Annotated in this window: 18 protein-coding genes; 4 read left to right on the top strand and 14 right to left on the bottom strand. The window is 39.9% G+C overall.

Annotated features, from left to right (window positions below; translation table 11 throughout):
- Positions 1-11: 11 nt before the first annotated feature.
- Positions 12-743: a hypothetical protein gene (locus A9267_RS11720; RefSeq protein WP_065109302.1), complete on the bottom strand. Its 732-nt coding sequence runs from the start codon at positions 741-743 to the stop codon at positions 12-14.
- Between the two features lie 197 nt (positions 744-940).
- Positions 941-1,714: a J domain-containing protein gene (locus A9267_RS11715; protein WP_065109301.1), complete on the bottom strand. Its 774-nt coding sequence runs from the start codon at positions 1,712-1,714 to the stop codon at positions 941-943.
- 271 nt (positions 1,715-1,985) lie between these two features.
- Between A9267_RS11715 and A9267_RS21535 the strand changes: the two genes are divergently transcribed.
- Complete coding sequence (locus tag A9267_RS21535; protein WP_082972347.1) at positions 1,986-2,147, top strand: hypothetical protein; 162 nt, start codon at positions 1,986-1,988, stop codon at positions 2,145-2,147.
- Positions 2,148-2,297: 150 nt separating this feature from the next.
- Here A9267_RS21535 and A9267_RS11710 read toward each other — a convergent pair whose 3' ends face one another.
- The 9 genes from A9267_RS11710 to A9267_RS11670 all read right to left on the bottom strand — a co-directional run bounded on the left by A9267_RS11710 (position 2,298) and on the right by A9267_RS11670 (position 10,966).
- Positions 2,298-3,524, bottom strand: a complete 1,227-nt coding sequence (locus A9267_RS11710) for a hypothetical protein (protein WP_065109300.1) — start codon at positions 3,522-3,524, stop codon at positions 2,298-2,300.
- Positions 3,514-4,833 (bottom strand): hypothetical protein, encoded by a 1,320-nt coding sequence (locus tag A9267_RS11705; protein ID WP_065109299.1) that lies wholly within the window; start codon positions 4,831-4,833, stop codon positions 3,514-3,516. The genes A9267_RS11710 and A9267_RS11705 overlap by 11 nt, the downstream gene beginning before the upstream one ends.
- A gap of 66 nt (positions 4,834-4,899) precedes the next feature.
- Positions 4,900-6,192 carry a restriction endonuclease subunit S gene (locus A9267_RS11700; RefSeq protein ID WP_065109298.1) on the bottom strand — a complete coding sequence of 431 codons (1,293 nt, stop codon included), beginning with the start codon at positions 6,190-6,192 and terminating at the stop codon, positions 4,900-4,902.
- Positions 6,185-8,008: a type I restriction-modification system subunit M gene (locus A9267_RS11695; protein ID WP_065109297.1), complete on the bottom strand. Its 1,824-nt coding sequence runs from the start codon at positions 8,006-8,008 to the stop codon at positions 6,185-6,187. The genes A9267_RS11700 and A9267_RS11695 overlap by 8 nt, the downstream gene beginning before the upstream one ends.
- Before the next feature lie 135 nt (positions 8,009-8,143).
- The gene (locus A9267_RS11690) at positions 8,144-8,911 is read right to left on the bottom strand and encodes a hypothetical protein (RefSeq protein WP_065109296.1); all 768 of its coding nucleotides are present in this window, start codon (positions 8,909-8,911) and stop codon (positions 8,144-8,146) included.
- A gap of 128 nt (positions 8,912-9,039) precedes the next feature.
- The gene (locus A9267_RS11685; RefSeq protein WP_065109295.1) at positions 9,040-9,609 is read right to left on the bottom strand and encodes a YagK/YfjJ domain-containing protein; all 570 of its coding nucleotides are present in this window, start codon (positions 9,607-9,609) and stop codon (positions 9,040-9,042) included.
- Positions 9,599-9,829: a hypothetical protein gene (locus A9267_RS11680; protein WP_065109294.1), complete on the bottom strand. Its 231-nt coding sequence runs from the start codon at positions 9,827-9,829 to the stop codon at positions 9,599-9,601. Before A9267_RS11680 ends, A9267_RS11685 begins: the two co-directional genes overlap by 11 nt.
- Positions 9,830-9,920: 91 nt before the next feature.
- Positions 9,921-10,130, bottom strand: a complete 210-nt coding sequence (locus A9267_RS11675; protein ID WP_065109293.1) for a helix-turn-helix transcriptional regulator — start codon at positions 10,128-10,130, stop codon at positions 9,921-9,923.
- 104 nt (positions 10,131-10,234) lie between these two features.
- Positions 10,235-10,966: a hypothetical protein gene (locus A9267_RS11670; RefSeq protein WP_065109292.1), complete on the bottom strand. Its 732-nt coding sequence runs from the start codon at positions 10,964-10,966 to the stop codon at positions 10,235-10,237.
- Between the two features lie 286 nt (positions 10,967-11,252).
- Between A9267_RS11670 and A9267_RS11665 the strand changes: the two genes are divergently transcribed.
- On the top strand, positions 11,253-11,795 hold the full coding sequence (locus tag A9267_RS11665; protein WP_065109291.1) for a hypothetical protein: 543 nt from the start codon (positions 11,253-11,255) through the stop codon (positions 11,793-11,795).
- Positions 11,796-11,845: 50 nt separating this feature from the next.
- Here the strand turns inward: A9267_RS11665 and A9267_RS11660 are convergent, their stop codons facing one another.
- Positions 11,846-13,096: a tyrosine-type recombinase/integrase gene (locus A9267_RS11660; RefSeq protein ID WP_065109290.1), complete on the bottom strand. Its 1,251-nt coding sequence runs from the start codon at positions 13,094-13,096 to the stop codon at positions 11,846-11,848.
- Between the two features lie 626 nt (positions 13,097-13,722).
- Between A9267_RS11660 and A9267_RS11655 the strand changes: the two genes are divergently transcribed.
- Positions 13,723-16,929 carry a DUF7151 family protein gene (locus tag A9267_RS11655; RefSeq protein WP_065109289.1) on the top strand — a complete coding sequence of 1,069 codons (3,207 nt, stop codon included), beginning with the start codon at positions 13,723-13,725 and terminating at the stop codon, positions 16,927-16,929.
- A gap of 140 nt (positions 16,930-17,069) precedes the next feature.
- A protein-coding gene (locus tag A9267_RS21530) for an IS3 family transposase (protein ID WP_156669158.1) occupies positions 17,070-18,259 on the top strand; the annotation gives its coding sequence in 2 pieces (ribosomal slippage) (positions 17,070-17,337 and positions 17,337-18,259; 1,191 coding nt in all).
- Here A9267_RS21530 and A9267_RS11645 read toward each other — a convergent pair.
- Positions 18,168-19,028 carry a tyrosine-type recombinase/integrase gene (locus A9267_RS11645; RefSeq protein ID WP_197495531.1) on the bottom strand — a complete coding sequence of 287 codons (861 nt, stop codon included), beginning with the start codon at positions 19,026-19,028 and terminating at the stop codon, positions 18,168-18,170. The two genes, A9267_RS21530 and A9267_RS11645, sit on opposite strands and share 92 nt — an antisense overlap.
- Positions 18,949-19,179 carry an Arm DNA-binding domain-containing protein gene (locus A9267_RS21785; protein ID WP_156669157.1) on the bottom strand — a complete coding sequence of 77 codons (231 nt, stop codon included), beginning with the start codon at positions 19,177-19,179 and terminating at the stop codon, positions 18,949-18,951. The genes A9267_RS11645 and A9267_RS21785 overlap by 80 nt, the downstream gene beginning before the upstream one ends.
- Positions 19,180-19,406: the final 227 nt, after the last annotated feature.

Here is a 19,406-nt window from a genome sequence, read left to right as displayed (position 1 = left end):
TGACTCCTTTCTTATTGTAATAGCCCATGATTAAGAGATAATTTGGGAAATACATCAGCTTTGAGCTGTGACCATTTAAACGGTGATACCTGTAAACCGTAAAGACTTAACCCTTCTAAAATATCCTGCAAAATAAACCTATCTTGCTTAGACACTACCGGTTTATCGCCCATGCCATCGTCACTGGTTAAAGCAATGATATGCTCGGTTACGCTAGGCCACTCCAATGCAGCAACCGCTTTTAAACTATCCACTTTTGCCAAAAGAGGTATCGCCCAATCTCTTGCATCAGCTTGCCTAATTCGGCCTATAGCCAAAAAGTACAATGGTTTATCTTGGCCTTGCTCTGATTGAATAAACGACTCAATTTCTTTTTGCCATTGCTCAAAATATTGGTCCCCACCCGCTGGTGGTTTAACCTCAACAATAATACTGCACTCATCAAAGTGAAAAATAGAATCTGGTTCAACTTGGTTAGTGCCAGAAGAGTGCTCATGAATATAACGAGGCCAATAGCTAATGCCTTTAAACTCACCAAACCCATCAGGAAGAATACCCTGATAAGTCTTAAACCAATGTTTAAGCAAACAGGCCTGTACAACCTCAGACAAATAGGCAAAGCGCTCAAATACGGAAGAAGTCAGCAAATCTTCACGGGCCTGAAATAGACTAGACCAACTCACCGACTCATCTTCATTATGTTCAATGCGCCCTGCCTTACCGTGCAAAATCGCTTTTAGCATATTATTAATCCCTTAATTTCAGCCGTTTAACTTAGTTATCGATACTACACTGAGTTACCTACCGAAACAGCCAGTCAACTCTAGATAACTTAAAAAGATTCAAATTATTACCATCTCTTCTTTGTTTACTTATTTTCCATCATCTGCAGAGGTTTCAGCTATCAATACGTTTAATTAAATTCATGGGCAAGAGTAAATCAAATAGCACCGGCAAAAATTAGAGCTAGGCTAATTATTATCAAGCCAGTACCGCCAATTATCACTCCCGATATCAGACTGCCTGACATAGATTTCGAGGAAGTTGTTGACGATGTTTTTTTTACTTCACTACTCTCTGAGCTGTAAATATTTAATTTAAAGTCATCACAAATTTGTTTAATAATCGAATCCGCATTAATTTGGCTACCGAGTACAGTGACGACTTTATTTAGCTCTTTTGCAGGCCCCCGATGACCCCCAACCAATAATGCTATGGCAAACTGCTTAATTTTAGGATTAGTGCCAAAATATGTAGTGAGAAAGCGATTTTCCATTTGGTTTGCTAATTCTTTAGCGTCGTTAAATAGTTTCTCCTCCAGAAGCTTTGCCCTAAAAGAAAAAGCCAGTGGAACTGAGATCCGCCGAAGACTTGCTTCTAATGATTTGATGTTAGGTTGATACTTAGCGGCAATATTCCAATCATCATCAAGAGCATGTGATGCCGTATTTGAATTCTCATTTGTGCCAGACTCATCTTCTTGAGTAAATGAAAAATCTTGTCCTGCATCATATTCCGCTTTTTGGCCTAAATCGCTGAGTACTCGATATGCTTCACTAATTTCTAAACACTTCTGGTGAGCATACTCTTTAGAACCGTGGTACTTATCTGGATGATAAACCTTCATCATTGCCTTATAAGCAGCCTTAATAACCACCAACTCTGCTGTGGGCAATATGCCTAAAACAGCATAATAATTCTGACCTGTTCCCATTTAAATACCCATAAGTAATGTACTAAATTTATCCTTGCGGAAATAATTGATTAAGCGCTCTCAATGGTTACTGTCTAGAAAGCAGATACCCTGCATTTAACAACACTAGACACCTCATATAAACACTTACTTTAGAGATATGCCGACTCATTCAAAAATTAATTGCAATTTGGACATCTTCCCCCCCACTGCAAGCACAAAATACTCAGGCATTATTCGTGGCGTTGGCAGAGGCTTCTACCAACATCACTTATAATTTGGAGATACAAAAATGAGTACTAACAAAACCCCAATGACACCGGAAGCAGCCGCTCGCATTCAAAGTGCAGCAGCAAAGCGAGCTAGTGGTAATGTTGCTAAAGGAAGCTTTGCAGCAAAAGCTCAAAGCGCGGCAGCTAAAAACTCAGGTAATGGTAAACAGGGAGGTAACTAATCATGTCAAAACATGACGATGATAACCATGCTAACCAACTTAATCCTAATAATGACGAGTATTGGGGCAGTCGCGGCGAAGATGAACGACCTGAAGACTGGGAAGAGCAGATTGAGGATTAATCTGTAACACGCAAAGCATGCAGGCCAGTTAACTCGCTTGCATGCTTTTTATTGCGCTCTGCTTATAATGCTCAAAATATCTTGGGTAATCAGATAATACCTCTGCGATTATTAGTAGAACTTTCTTATCTTTAGCTTGCCTTAACAGCTTCTCCACTAAAGCATCTATACCATTGGCAATACGAAGAAGTGCTAATATTGTCTCTATATCATCACCACCTAATGCATTCATAAAGTTTGATACAAATTGCTTTAGCTTATTTGCAGATGGCATATTCTTGCCATTGCGCCAATCCTTAAGCTGCCGATATTGTTTATCTTTTGTCGCCTCTATGCATTCACCAGACTCTTCAATATCAATGTATGCAGCCAATGCACGCCAACTCGAATCTAACTCTTTTTTAGCCAACATAGTGCGTAGCTCATTTAACATAGCACCAAAACAAGTACACCTCTCATCTGAAACAACATAAGTGTTGATAGCCGATGCAATTATGCTGTTATGCGGTTCACTCGCATCTTTTATTCCACAGCGAATATAGTAAAGTGAAATTCCAAGCTCATAGTGCGCAATGGCTGACAAGTAGAAGTCGAAAGTGAGGTAGTAAACGGCTTTGACTACTTCAATGCCATACTCTTCTGAATAGAAATGGGGGTAAGAAGGAGACTGGGAAAAACTTGATAAACAAGCTAGTTGCTCCACTGGTACCAAGCTATGCTCAGTCCATGTTTGCAATTGAGCTTGCCAAATAGCAAAAGCATTATCTTTTTCAATACGCTTTTCTTTTACCTGATTCTTGAGCGACTTTAGCATTAGGTAATCAGCTTCAGCCCTCGAATCAATGAGGTCAAATACTGTTACTAGCTCATTATCATTACGATTAAAAACCAAAGAAAGCCTCAAACCATGCGATGCTGAATACCAAAGTCCAGCATTAGAGCCAACTTTAATTGCGCGATTTGTTTTCAACATTACAGGCATATAAACCAGTTTATTCACTGGAATTGCCAGCAAAGTCAACCAATTAATCAGCTTTTTAAATGTCGGTTTAGCAACACCTTTCCCTGTCATTTCGGCACGTGAACTTCTACTAACATTTAGCGGTTCACCATAATGCTTTTCAAAAAAAGGAATTGTTTTAGCAGCATTGTCAGGGAGACCTAACAATTGAGCAACGCTCTGTGTCGATGGTAAGAACAGACTGTCAAAATCTATAGATTCAAAAAGATACTTACCATCACTATTAGGCTTCATTTTCAGTCACTTCCTGTAGTTCACGTTCGATACAACGTAAGTAATACGAAGGGTAGTCCTTTAAGACTTGCTTTAAAATACCTTCTAGCTCATGTTCTGAAAAATGAGCGCCTTTAAAGTTGGTGCATATTGAATTAAATAAGCTATCTAAGCCTATAGCAATTTTGCTATAAGCAAGCATCATGTCAATGAACTCGGCATCTTCAAGACCAAACAAGTGGATAAAAAACCATTGTAGTTTACTGTATGAAGGTAAATTTTTACCTTTTCTCCAATCTTTCAGACAATTGTATTGTCTATCTTTGAGGCTATCGCCCATTCCTGTTGCAGCGGACTCGTCAATATCGATGCAACCAGCTACAGTGCGCCAACTTGTATCACCGTGAATTTTATTTATAACTCGTATCATTTCTGTCAAAAAACCATCAAAACACGTTTTACCAACCCCATCGGCATACAACATCAATCCTTTAGTCAGCATGCCATTTGGTTGAACGACCTCATCCTTATTTTCATGTTTTGCTAGAACAACTCCAGCCTCATAGTGTGCGATAGCTTCCAGATAAAAATCCAATTGTAATCTAACAACACATCTAAACGTTAATAGTTCCGTCTCTTTATCTTTTATTGGTTTCTGCTCATGCTGAAGCAACAACTTAATCAACACTTCCCATGTAGAGTTTTCTACTTCTGAATACATTAACCAAAAAGGAGACTGAAACTGTAATTTTTCAGCTAGGGTTATCGACTTAACACCCTGCTTATCAACTTGTTGCTTGATATGCTCAAAGCACTCAACATCAGCCTTGCAACGCTTCCTAAAAAAAGTGAGCAGAGGTTGAAACTCATTAAAACCGTCAGATATATTGGCCTTCTTCATATCCTCAGAGTTATTGAGTAACGAGTACCAGCCTAATGCATTGGAGTTGACCTGCGTGCTTTGTACAAAGTCCTGCTCATTAAAAATAGGGCCCTTGGTCACAGCACGACTAAACAATTCTCTTGTCCAGTGGTACATTTTTTTGACTGACGGCAACCCAACACCCGAAGTGGTTAACTTGTGTCGACTACTGGATTTAATCTCAAGTGGTAAGTTCAAGTCTTGCTCGGCAACTTCAATGCCTAATAGCATTGGGTTGCTAATACCAAATAGTTTAAGCACTGCATCTGGGGGAGGTAAAAAAAGGTTACTGATGTATCCAGTAGAAAATACTATTGGCTGACCTGCTTGATATTCAGATTCAAGCTGTTTAAATGAGTCATCCAATAAGGCCGATAGTGATTGTTGCGGTAAAGCATCCTTGCTCATGGTTATCCTTGCTGTTGTGCTTAATGTGGCTTGTGACTTATTACAATAGCTAAGTTATGCGACTTGTTAATCGACTTTAACCCGCACCTTACCAGTGAGCAGATCTTGCATCAGGGCTTTCTTGAGCGATTTTGATTGTTCTAACTTATCCTCAACCGCAAAGATCTTTAATTCAATACTAGAAAGGGTTGCACTAATAAATTGTTGCTCACTGTCGGAAGGCACTGCAATCTGCATTTTCCGTAAACTAGCAAGCGTAACTTCTTTAAAAGTTGAGCCCTTTGCTTCAAGCTCATTTTGTAAAATTAAATAGGGGGAACGCATTGCCCATAAAAGGTAATTAGTATTAATTGCTTCACTCGGGGATATTCTTGCAGTCCCTTGAGTTAAGTTGGCACCTTCAAGCTCACTTGGCACTATGTGCACATGACCTATCATCCCTCTAAGCGCATAAACAATATCACCAGCACAAACAGCTGAACGCTCATATTTTTTAGCAATGTCAGAAGATGTTAGAAGCATCCCCTTCCTAGTTAAGTGCCTTGAACTCATATCTGACACTCTAATATAAGGAACCCCACCTTCACAATGTGGACCTGCCTGAACTATTCCATATGTAATCTTCTTCTCCGCTTTAACAAGGCTCTCAAGCGTTACAACCTCCCAGCTCTTGGGGATTCTGCCGACGGGTGAGTCTTTGAATTCGGTGTGTGGGGTGTAACTCTCTCCATCGCCAGTGCGGTGCTTAGTGCCTACACCATTCGTGAGCAGTGTTTGCATCATGGCGGTTTTAAGGTCTTTAAGCTTATCGATTTGCGCTTGAGTCTTTTCAATCACCTCATCCACTGACGTCAAAATCGCAGCAATCTTTTGCTGTTCAGGGAGTGGGGGGGTAAGAAAATGAATACTTTTTAAATTGGCTTGATTTACTGATGGCTGTGCACCTACAGCAACAAAATCCCATATTATCTTTTGATACTTCTCGCTGGTAAACACTTGGTACACATACTGGTTCAACGGTGGTTTGATTCTAAATATAACCGTATTAGGGTTTATGCAAGCCTCACCGATATTACCAACTAAAGCAATTTTACCAATCGTATTACCTGTTTTAACAAGCAATAAATCACCAGGGTGTACCATTATCTCAGGGGACTCCTCATATTTTTCACGAGATAAATACACTGGTTTACGAAAATCTAATTTATGCTCCTTAGATATTTGAGTACCTCCGATAACTAAAGGTCCATTATCTCTTAAATCAGTAGTTTTATAACCTTTCCAGCCAATTCGGCCTCGAACATCAGCAACGTCGCCTAGCTGAAAAGTTCCCCACCCTTCAGGAACCAGATTACTCATAACCCAGCTCCTTCAGGTAGCCTTGCATCACCTGCTCAGCGGTCGCTAGTTCAGCATCAAGCTGATGCAGCGATACTTGGTACTTGTTCCACCAGCGCTCTAGTTGGCCGACAATTGCTCCTGCACTCTCTGCTGAGGTAGGGGGATTCCCGCCGTCCATGGTGGTCAGCCCACTACTTTCGCAATTTACTTGCTCAAGGCTGTTTTCTACACATTTCTCAGCACTCTTTTCTACAAGCAGGCGGATCTGTTCTTTGGTTTCGATTTCGGCTTTAAATCCGTAATAGCCTTCAGCTTTAGGCTCAAACACCACACTGACATCAAAGCCTTTGAGAATTTCTTCTTGAATGTACTCATCTTCTACTTCACGCACTGGAATGCCACCGTGCAGTATGGCGCGCACATCGAAGATCTCTGCTGGTGGCGAGGTGTCGGCATAGCGGCGAATATTGAGGTTGTAATCGTTCTCGGCGATTTCAGATAACTCAACCACTTTTGAGTAGCGTGACAGCTCGGTGTAATTGTCAAAAGTCTCGACTATCTTGGCGATATCTTGTGGGCGCAGTTTGTTTTGGTTCTTGCCCTCTTCAAACTCAAGCTCACTGTTGATAAACAGCACCCTGCCTTTACGCGCGGCAGGCTTTTGCTTATTGATAATCAGCAAACACGCTGGAATACCTGTGCCGTAGAACAAGCCTGATGGTAGACCGACAACCGCTTCAAGTAGGTCATCTTCTAATATGCCTTGGCGAATGGCTTTCTCACTTGAACCACGAAATAACACCCCATGTGGCATGACCACACCAACCATACCGTCGTTATTGGTACTGGCTATCATGTGCTGTACGAAGGCTAAATCACCTGCATCTTTTGGGGGTGTGCCATAAGGGAAACGACCAAAGCCGTCATTGTCGCACTCATCCTTACCCCACTTTTTAAGTGAGAAAGGTGGGTTAGCAATAACGCGGTCAAAGTGCATTAGCTCACCGCCTTGGGTGTGCTTAGGTTCGCGCAGAGTATCACCTTTACGAATATCAGCGCTGTGTACCCCATGTAGGAACATGTTCATCTTACAGATTGCCCAAGTATTCAGGTTCATCTCTTGTCCGAACAGTGACAAGTTAGCCGCGTTCTCACCGTGACTGGCGAGGTAGTTACGAGTTTGCACCAACATACCGCCCGAACCTGAGGTTGGGTCGTAAATACGCATACCTGCATGAGGTTTTAGCAATGACACCAACAGCTGCACTACTTCACTTGGGGTATAGAACTCACCGCCTTTTTTACCAGCACTGTCGGCAAACATCTTAATCAGATATTCGTAAGCCGTACCGAGCATATCAGGGCGCTCAAAGTCGGCATTACGTAAACGGTATTGATTAAAGTGCGATAACAGGTCTTGCAGCTTCTTATCTGACAGCTTGTTTTTAATATTGAAGTCGATAGTGACTAACACGCCCTCAAGGCTGGAGTTATGTTCTTCAATCGCTTCAGCTGCGGTATTCAGCCCTTCACCAATGTTGTGCTTTAAATCTTTAAGTGCTGACCAACGGGCAACGGCAGGTATAAAGAAGGTATTGTCGTACTCATCTTCATCTTCCGCTAACTCTTCTGCTTGCGCCTGTGTTTTACCTTTATCGAGGTAATACTGAATCACTTTTTCACGTTCTTCATCAAAGGCATCAGATAAGCGCTTAAGGAACATCATACCGAAGATGTAGTCTTTAAATTCAGACGCGTCCATATTGCCACGCAAGATATCGGCGGTTTCCCACAAGAAAGATTCAAGCGTTTGTAGAGAGAGTTTGTTGGTCATTGATGTACCCAAAATGAAGTTGGAGCCTGTATCGATAACAGATGCATTATTGCATCAGATTCTACGGTGTAGTTGCTAATGGGGCAATGGAGGAATAAGGCAGTTAATAACTTAACTGCACTTTTATTGATGCCGTTACTTATTTCGGCTCCAAGAGTCGTACTCCATACCACTGCGACCATATGCCGAGCGGCGGTACTTGTCTTGCGGTACACCAAAGTGACTGATTTGTTCCTTTACTGGGTTTTTCTCGAGAAAAGCGGCAATAGCGGGATCACTACTTTTAATTGACAGTGCCTGTTTGAGAACTGTGGCATCATGCTGGGTTAATTTCTTACCTCTTAGTTTCGATTTTTTTGGTGATTTCTTTTTCTTCTTTGGTTTTAGCTTAACAAGCGGTTTGTTACCAGAAACCATTGGGCACCTGTTTGTCATGTGCTGTTCGAGCGTATCTTTTGAGGCAAATTTCAATTTGCAAAGAGGGCAAGGATAGATTGATATTGGCTTGCCTTTTCCTGTGCTTACTGAACTTTTTACTTTTAGAACATAAGTCAGCCTATCTACATCTTTTCGAGCTACTGGAGGTGTGGAAACAGGTTGTATTCTTGCTTGTTGTTTCTTTTTTAAAATCACAGCAGGGCTTTTAGGGCATTTGGAAGATAAGTGTATAGCTAATCGATTTTCATCTTTGAGCGTCACTGAACAGTGCGGGCATATAGGCTTCTTAACCTCATTCGAAGCTGTTACTAAACTAGCTTCCTTTACCTTTTTTGAATGAGATCGATCAACAACAAGCACTTGTTTTTTATTTGGGTGCCTGACAACACATTCACTGAGCAAATGAGTTTGGAATTTAGCCGAATCAATACGCTTTAAACATGAAGAACACACTTTCGTAGACATTCAAAACCTCGAGCCCAAAAGAATGAATATAGTACGATGCTAAAGCTTAACCCACACTGAATTACGGGTGTAATCATATGCCACAAAGTTTATATGCTTCACAGAATGGCTGTTCAATCACTGAATTTCTATTGATTGTTTAAAAAACCTATTCTACTGCAGGAGTAGTTTTTGGTTTGAAATGGTTTGCTTTCTTTTCCAGCTGCTTTAGCAAAGTAACTTATGCGATAAACTATTTTCCGCATCACATCAAAATCTCCTCGAGTGGCGTTATAGTAACAATTCTTTGGGGTGTAACTAGAACCAGCCATATCACTCCAAACTTTATCGACTAATGCTAAAACCTTTTGTGGGTATTGGATGCAACGGCCATCTAGAAATAATGCATAGTGATAGTGCTGAGCTGCAGCATTAACTTGCTCCCTGACCCAGCAATAGCCAATTTTATTTATTTTATACTGTCGTTTTAAGCGCTTAAACAATCTGCGATTAAATACGGTCATACGTTGATTATCAGCATTGTAATCACGTTGGTGAAGATCAAATCTAATTACGTGTACACGTTTGTAGTGACTAAGCATATTGATAAATTGTTCAATAAAGCGCTTTGCCATGACGGTATAAATCCCTGAAGGTCTGGCATGTACGAACCATGAAGTCCCATTAAAATTGATTACAGGCGTTTGACTAATATGCATATCTATCCCCTGTAAAGACTACAGATATTATTAAATACCCCCGCATTAATTTTTGATATATAGGTTGCAGCGTAGGTAGCGTTTGATTATGCGTTAAAACACCTTTTAAAGAAGAGGGGTAATAAACCTTTAAATGTTGTTGGACAACGTTGCTGGTCGTTTCATTGTATTCTTTTACCAATCTAAAACAGCTCATATGCTTATGTTGTTTTGGTTCCATGACTAAATCTCTTAACGAAAGAAAACTGTGAATGACATAAAAATGGCCCCATAATCGGAGCCTTTTTTATGAAAAAACTAACTAATGAGCACTAACCGTCATTAGCTGCTTTTCCCCAAGTGCCATTAATAAACTGCTCGTGAAGATCTGCGTGATACCTAACACACCTTTTGCTATATCGTGTTCCTTTTGGATAACGCCCTTCTGTCTCTGCTCGCCAAAGCCATGTTCTTCCTACATTTAAAGACTCACAAACCTGTTTCTGAGTTAATAGTTGTGGTAATGGTTTAATATATTTCATGTTGATTCCTTACTTCCTTTATTGTTTCAATAAGCTCACTTTAATCACGCCTAGAAACAATCAAAAGGCAATAAGGCCGTTACGACCCTTCTGCGTATTTTGCTTTATTTTTCCCGTTGCATGCCGAGTTCTTCTAACGCAAATTTAATGGCTTTAATATAGGGTCTATCTTCGCTAAAAAAATGATCATGTTTACAATGCTTTCTTAGTCCTCTTGCTAAATCAGCATAATACTTTCGACCGATAGCCTCGCGTCCTACCTCAGCAATTTGTGCAGTCAAATATTCAACAGCTGCCCGCCTAAGCAAAACTGTAGAGTCTGTGATTTTTTTAGTTCTATTTTTCCTATTAGATGCACTGACTGCTTTCTTTTGCATTTTAGATTTATAAACAGATCCAAGGCTTTGCCCTAAGTCGTCGGTTTTAGCTTCGATTACATTGAAAGCCACTTTTAAATCAGCTAATGCGGATGATGAAATAATCTTTGGAGGGAGTGATTCAGATAACGCTGTATGCAGACAGGAATCTGCAAGCCTTTCCTTTAGGTGTTCGGTATATATTTTATCTGCCGAACTCAATAATTCATGCTCTTTTTCTTCCTCAGCTAGTTTTATGTTTTCAGCAAAAGTATGACTGAGAATTGGTTGTAGCTCGATTCCTGAGCGCGATGACAACTTAATTATCACATCTTCATAAGTCTGCAATACAATTGCAAGTTGCAGTAATTGTTCATTTTCGAGCTGTTCTACACTTTGCTGAAGTCGCTCCTTTTTTAGCGCCACACGTTTAGCTAGTTCTTCAATTGATGCTTTTGCGTCAGGTGTATCTATTGCCACAGTAAAATCTCTTCGGATTAAATAGCTCAGATTACTACAAACAAGCACAATCAAAAAGCAACAAATAGAACATAAATAATTGAAAATAAAGAATAATAATAACGTTCAATATATAGCATATATACGATATATGAATATGAAACCTAAAGAGTTGCACTGAGTAGAAACTTCATCTTTAACTAGCACACTTAATTAAACCATTCTTTTGACATTTGAACTGATTTTATAAGAGTATCTAGGGTATGATTTGATCATTTAAAACATATAGTTAAGAAAGGGGGCATGTATGTCTATGCCAACTAAAAATATTAGCTGTACTGGTTGCCAATTTACAGTGAACAGTATGGTAACTTGGGGCGCACACTTCTATTTAACCAATGATGATGAAATATATTTTAAAAGCCAGACGGGTTGGTGTTACAAATGCTGCACCATAAGTTCAATTGAGCTCGTTGAAAGTAGGTGCAAAATTGAGCACGATATCATCAAACTATCAAAACAAGTGTTACCTAATTTTAAACATGTTTTGCAATGGTTAGCGTCAAGCTCATACAGAGAAACTCTACAAGGCTTACGTGACCTTCATTTAAGACTAGATATTGTAAAATCTCGAGCAGGCAAAGAAGTGTGTTTAACTTGTGGAAGTGACCATGTACAAGCATACACACCAAACCAGGTTTCAGAGTTACTTAACAATAAATCAGTTTTATTACCTCATCCTAACTGTAAACAAAATGGCTACTTAACAGCTGAGGATGGAGTAAGATTGAAGGTAAAAATACCTTCTAAATATTACGATTTTAACGGCCAGAGAATAGAAAAGGATTAAGTCACTAAATGATAATTACAAGTTCGCATAACTTAAATACCATAACTAACCTATGCTCTTCTAAATGGGACGACTTTTAGGGAGCCATTTCTTAACAATTCGACCTTTTCTTGCCATAGGTTTAAGGCATCTAATTTTTCAGGTAAATACTGACTTCGGTTGTAGATACCAGCAACACCTTGAATGGAATGACCGAGTATCGCTTCAACAATATGAGGCGCAACACCTAAATCACTCATGCCTGTTGCAACGGTTCGTCTAATATCGTGGAATCGCCATTTCTCTTTATGATCAAGTTTTTTCCAAACGGTTCCACCCCAGGCACTTACTGCAGCAGACTCTTTTAGCTCACCTAAGATATATTCACTATTGCTACTTTCCACCAGCAGCTTGATAAAACTCACCAATTCATCAGGGATAGGCCTTTTTATCTCGCCTGTTTCTCCCTTTTCGATATCTTTAGCGCTGGTTTTATTATGCTCAGCTGGGACAGTCCAAATTAGGTTATCTAAATCCCATTCTTTAATTTTTGATAAGCGCACTTCCTGCGTTCTACAGCCAAAGCTAGTCAATATAATAAGTAGGTTACGGTAATAAGGCAGCATTTTGCCTTCATCAATCCATTTAACCAGTTGTTCAAACTCTTCCCAATTTCCATCAGCAATTAAACGTCTGGAACGCTTTGCTTGCTTTGCACCACCTATCGCGTCGGTATCTAAATCAAAAATATCACGATGGACGTCATAACCTTGCTTTAGACAGAACTTTAATGCCTGTTGTACATTACGCAGAACGTATGCTGCCGCTACGGGGTATTTAGCTGCTCGCTCCTCAAAACAGGCAAGCCAATGCCGCTTAGTTATTTCTGAAATAGGTAAATCACCTACATTAGGTAAAATCCATACAGCAAACTGTTGCTCATGTTTAACCGCATTAACTCTTTTTCGGCTAGCGTATTTCTTTACCCAATGCGATAACGCATCTTCTACGGTAATGGGTTTAAAAGTCCCTTCCCTGTCTAACCTAAATTCACTACGGGGGTCACGCCCATTAGCAACCCAGTTTCTGCATTTATCACGTTCTAACCTTGCATTTTTTAAGCTCATTGAGGGATAAGAGCCTAAAGACAACCAGCATTGGTTTTTCTCATGAGGTAAACGAAACCTAAATAACCAAGTAATACCGCCAACCTTGCTTACCCTTGCACTTAAACCTAACCCATCAGCAAGGGTTATTTGCCCTTCTTGAGGTTTATTTAGGTATTTAGTTAATTGTCGGTCTGTTAGTTTATTTTCGGCCATAATCTCACCTTCTAATTACAAGTTGCTACTCAACTTGCTACTCAATGAGACGAGCATAACCTAAAACACTGAGAAACCATAGCGAACACAAAATACACATTTATCAATATAAACATATATATAGTAACCAATAAAAAACAAACTAAATCATATAAAATCATAAATTGTTTAATACGGCATGAACTAAGAAGCGATTCTTAAGTTTGTTGTATTTAAAAAGGCTAATCAGTAATGATTAGCCTTTTTTGTTATTAACTCTTTTACATCAGCAGGTTAAATTAGGTCCAAGTAACCATTCAAACATCCTTATTTTTGGCCGTTTTATACATAGCTACAATCTCGTTCATTCAAAGCGTAAATCGCCTCTCGATCACTCATCCAACTAGTTAGTAACTTGTTTTAACAACTTTATTAATTTGTTACAATTACTTTGCTAATTAACTGATTTATTTACAAAACAACTTTAGCGATCACTTAATTAACGTTTAAATCTTTTTTAGGCAGCGCACACTATTCTGCCAATAATATTTGTTACGACATAACAATAAACAATAAGGCACTCAGTGCCAAATAATTAGCTAGAGCTAAGGCGCTCGGCGACATTATCACCACAATTAAGGAATGTTATGAAACATTGGATTGGAGCAGCAAGCTTATCGATATTCTTATCAGCTTGTGGCGGGAGCAGCGACAGTACCCCCGACATAGATGAAACACCAATAGATAAAGAACCTGTATCAGCAGTATTTGTAAATAGTTTCGCAGTAACCAGCAGTAATAGTTGTGATGCAGCAGGAACCCAGATTAATTTAGGTTTCGATATTAACGGCAACGCTAACCTTGATGATGATGAAATAACCTCAACAGAATATATTTGTAACGGCTCAGATGGCCTAACAGCTCTTTTAGAAACTGAAACCCTAGATATAGGATCTGCATGTGCTAATGGTGGTATCGCCATATATACCGGATTAGACGCTGATGCCGATGGCATACTAGCAAATAATGAGCGAACTCAAACCCGATATATATGTAGTGGTAAGAATGGTACTGATGGCAACGACGGTGCTGATGGCAACGACGGTGCTGATGGCGAAAACGGTGCTGATGGCGAAGACGGTGCTGATGGCAACGACGGAGCCGATGGCAACGACGGAGCTGATGGTAACGACGGAGCCGATGGCAACGACGGAGCTGATGGTAACGACGGAGCCGATGGCAACGACGGAGCTGATGGTTCAAATGGTTTTAACAGCTTAATCAATGTCACTATAGAACCTGCAGGTAGCCAATGCCCCGCTGGCGGCCAAAAACTTGATATGGGATTAGATACCAATAATGACTTATCTTTAAGCGCTGATGAAATTACATTAACAACTTATATTTGTCACGGCGTTGACGGTGCTGATGGTTCTGATGGTTCTGATGGTTCTGATGGTTCTGATGGTTCTGATGGTTCTGATGGTTTTGATAGTTTAATTGATATTACAACTGAGCCTGTTGGAGCAAACTGTACTGCTGGCGGCATGCGTATCGATACGGGTCTTGATACCAACCAAAGTGGCGTTCTAGACAGTGGGGAAATTACTGCAACAGAGTTTATCTGTAACAGTATCGATGGCTCAGACGGTTTCGATAGTTTAATCAAAATTACGACTGAAGCTGCTGGGGCAAACTGTGTCGCAGGAGGAAAACGTATTGATAGTGGTTTAGATACAAACCGAAGTGGTGTACTCGATAATAACGAAATATCAGTGACTGAATACGTTTGTAACGGCGAAGATTTTGATTCCGGTAACGATGATTACGACGCTCCTACAGCAACCATAACCTTCCCAATAAATAATAGTTTAACGACTGAAAGCAGTTATATCATTCGTGGAACGAGTACTGATGTAAGTAACATTGACTCAGTGAAAGTTAATGGCGTAGATGCCAGCAGCGATGATGATTATGCAACTTGGACTGCAAGTATTCCATTAAGCCACCTAGACAATACCATCACTGTAGCTGTTGAGGATGAATGGGGGAACGAAAATAACAGCGCAGCTTCAATCAACTTAAAAAATGTTGGTCCAATAATTAGTTATGTCAATGACATGAAAGTGGAAGACAGCGGTGATGAAATCTTCTTAGTTGATTCATCTAATGACACTGTTTATGTCGTTTCAAAAACTGATGGTTCGGTCAAAATCATCGCTGATGATAATCTTGGTGAAGACTTTATTGAGTTTACTGTGCCACAAGCTTTAGTGATTGATAGAGCGCGAGATCGATTATTAATATCTGACACTCTTGAAAATCATATCGTGGCAGTAAGTTTAACGACAGGGGCAAAAACAATATTTTCAAATGATGTCATTCCAAATACAGACTACCCTGTGAGTGATAATAGCATTATTGAAATGGCGATAGATGCGGACAATAATCGTCTGTTTGCATTGCAGTATGACAGTTCTGGCAATGATGACCGAATTTTAAGTATCGACTTGTCCACTGGCGCACGTACTTTATTTTCAGGTCAAGGTGTGCCTGATAATGATAATATTTTCGCCAGACCTTATGCAATGACAATCGATCACGATAATAACAAACTGTGGATCATGGATTTATATTCAGGTTTGTTTTCTGTATCAATGACAGACGGCACCCGCGCTGATGACTTGTATACTTATAATTTTACTTCCTCAGGAGCAATCACTTACGACCCAACCAATGATCGAATACTTTCCAGTAAAGGCAGAGTATCAGTGACCACCATTGATGTCGTATCAAGTGCGTTTGCGACACTATCTGATGACTCTACACCTGACGGTGAACTCACGCTCAAAGAAATCAGTTCTATTCGATGGGATGATGACAAGCAAGTCGCCTATACATGGGATGATGATCGAGAGATTATCACTCAAATTAATGGCACTGACGGTAGTCGTAGTCCTTTAACACACGGTTATACTGGCGATACAGATATTGTTTTTAGTTCGATCACTAAAATGGTTGAAAGTGCCGACGGCAGTACGCTTTATGTAACAGATGACAGTCATGAGGAAATATTTAAAGTTGATATTGCTACCGGTACTAAATCATTATTAACTAGCTCAACCTACCCTGATGCTAATAATCCAATTATTGAAGTCCATTTTGCAGTTTTGGACGAAAATAATAACCGCTTGTTAGTGATGGGAGATGAATTCAAACTCACCGCTGTAGATATCACCACAGGAATAAGAACACTAATTGATGCAAATGTGGGCAGCACTATAGGTGAAGATGTTTATGCTGCAGGATTAGAGTTTGATGCAGTCAATAACCGCTTATTTATTCTGGATGATGACGAATCCCACGTTTATCAATATGAACTTAATACTAATACGATTTCAATATTCATGCAGCATGATGACAATGGTTTTGAATATCCATTTGATTCAACTCTTGATACCGTCAATGATGCATTAATCATCGCTGATGAAAACCGTATTTTAATCAAACCGCTGGATGGTTCTGCTTTTACTGTTCTTTCAGATAACGCAGGTATACCGAACGCTGATAATCCAACAGATTATGACATTCATGCGATGACGTTTGACAGTGAAAACAATAGAATTCTCGTTGTAGATGCAGACCAACAATTATTTTCTATTGATCGCACTAGCGGTGTACGTAGCCTTTTAGGGGACCTAGATTATTTTAATAAAGGTGATTTGAACAAAGGCGTCGCAATGAGAGACATGATTAAAACTTCGTCAGGACAAATACTACTCTTTGACTATGACTCGAAATCTATCTTGTCATTAGATATCGAGTCACTAGATCACGTTATTGTAGCAAGGTAATGTAGCAAGGTAATAACGGCTAGATTTCAATCTAATGAACAACTAAAAACCGTAAAGCATAAGCATGTAGTGGTACGGTGATTTTGGCCACCTAATTAGAGGATGTTATGATTGACTCATAGCAGTATTAGGTGAAGATAATGGCTAAAAAGTCACGTAAAAATTTCAGTCCAGAATTTAGATTAGAGACGGCACAATTGGTAGTCGACCATGGTTACACCCATGAAGAGGCAGCTAAGGCCATGAACGTTGGTTTTTCAACGATTGGTAAATGGGTTAAACAGTTAAAAGAAGAACGCCAAGGTAAAGCACCGAAAGCGACACCAATGACCCCTGAGCAGCTTAAGATACGCGAGCTTGAGAAAAAGATTAAACACATTGAATTAGAAAAGGAAATTCTAAAAAAGGCTACGGCTCTGTTGATGTCGGACTCACTGAACAATTCGAATTAATCGAAAAACTCAACCAGAGCCATAAAGTAAAATACCCAATCACATTATTGTGTAACGTATTTAACGTTCATCGTAGTAGTTATAAATATTGGATTGACCGTGATACTTCAGTATCGGCTGAACAATTAAAGCTAAGAGCCGAAGTAAAAGCAGCACACGACATCAGTGGCGGCTCCGCAGGCGCAAGAATGGTGAGTAAAATTGTTACTCAGCGAGGGATAGAGTTCAGTCGTTATCGTGCAACTAGGTTGATGAAAGAGCTTAAGTTGGTTAGCTGCCAACTGCCTCAGCATGCTTATAAAAAGGCATCTAAAGAGCATGTGGCCATACCTAACTTACTTGAACGACAGTTTGATGTCGTAGCACCAAACCAAGTGTGGTGCGGCGATGTTACTTACATTTGGACTGGCAATCGCTGGGCTTATTTGGCGGTTGTTATCGATTTATTTGCCAGAAAGGCGATTGGTTGGGCGATGTCACATTCACCAGATAGTGAATTAACGGCCAAAGCATTAACGATGGCTTATGAGTTACGCGGACGTCCTGATGGCGTTATGTTTCATAGTGACCAGGGTAGTCATTATACAAGCAGAAAATTCAGGCAGCGGCTATGGCGATATCAAATTACCCAAAGCATGAGTCGGCGTGGAAACTGTTGGGATAATGCACCAATGGAACGATTCTTTAGAAGTTTAAAGACGGAATGGGTACCGACGATAGGTTATCGAAGTTTTAGTGAAGCTAAGATAGATATCACGAAATATATTATTGGCTATTACAGCCAAGTTAGGCCGCATCAGCATAATGGTGGTTTGACACCAAACGAGTCAGAGAAAAGATACTGGCTAAACTATAAAACCGTGGCCAATTTAACTTGACCACTACAGCTTTTAGCCTTTTAAGCCATGGATATAGGCTTTTAGGTATTGGCCGTATAATCAACTCTGCAGTCTTACTATTGGCTTTCGGTACGGTCCATAACCCTTTTTCAAAATCCCATTCTTTCCAGGTTGATAAGCGAATCTCTTGGCTTCGCGCACCGAATACAATCAGTAACCAAATTAGATTGCTATAGTAATTTTTAAACGCTGCTGTTTTCACGTTATCAATAACATCTTGTAATTCGACCTCATTAAGCACCCTATCACGCTTATTTTGCTTCTTACCAACGTCTGTTGTCGTTAAGTCATCAATAACGTAGCTGGTGGCATACTCTCTTTTTCTACAAAATAACAATGCTTGCTTTGCCCCTTGCAAGACTTGACCAGCAGCGACTGGAGCTCCCTTTCGTTCATTAGGGATACCCTTCTTAATTCGGTCAAAACATTCCAACCATTGCGGTTTAGTGGTTTTCTCTAAAGGATACTTTCCGATATAGGGGTATAAATGGCGTTCAAATTGGGCTTTTGTCTTATCAACGTTTTTTCGATGCTCTGTGGCATATTCCACCAGCCAATATTCAAGCGCATCTTTAACTGTTACCGCTTCTTTACGTTTAACTTTCACCAGTGATAACTGAATAACAGGATCTTCGCCATTATCTAACCATTCTCGACACTGAGCTCGTTTAGCTCTTGCTTGTTTGATTGATTGACGTTTCAGGGTATTTACCCAAACTAGCCCACTTAGGGTTAGTCTCTCGGCCACCAAGTCGGTATCTAAAAACCCAACCAATTACGCCTGTTTTTGATATACGAACAGATAGCCCATCACCATCTGCAATGACAGTTTTCCCCACATAGGGTTTGCCTACAATCTTACGTAATAACGTGTCTGATAACTTATTAATAGCCGCCATACTAACCCTAACTTGCTACACACCGTGCTACACACCGTTTGATTAACGAAGAAAAACACCTACAAACAGCCCCGAACAACATTATCCGTAACCATATGATAATTAGCAACTTAAAATACAAAACCCGAACAACACCGAACACTTACAAACAAAAAAACACCCAATCAGATGATACGGCATGAACTAAGAAGCGATTCTTAAGTTTGTTGTATTTAAAAAGGCTAATC

The sequence above is a fragment of the Shewanella sp. UCD-FRSSP16_17 genome (assembly GCF_001675935.1).
In the GTDB taxonomy this organism is placed as follows: domain Bacteria; phylum Pseudomonadota; class Gammaproteobacteria; order Enterobacterales; family Shewanellaceae; genus Shewanella; species Shewanella japonica.
The sequence above is the reverse complement of the archived record's forward strand: the minus strand, read 5'-3'. Positions and strand labels throughout refer to the sequence as shown.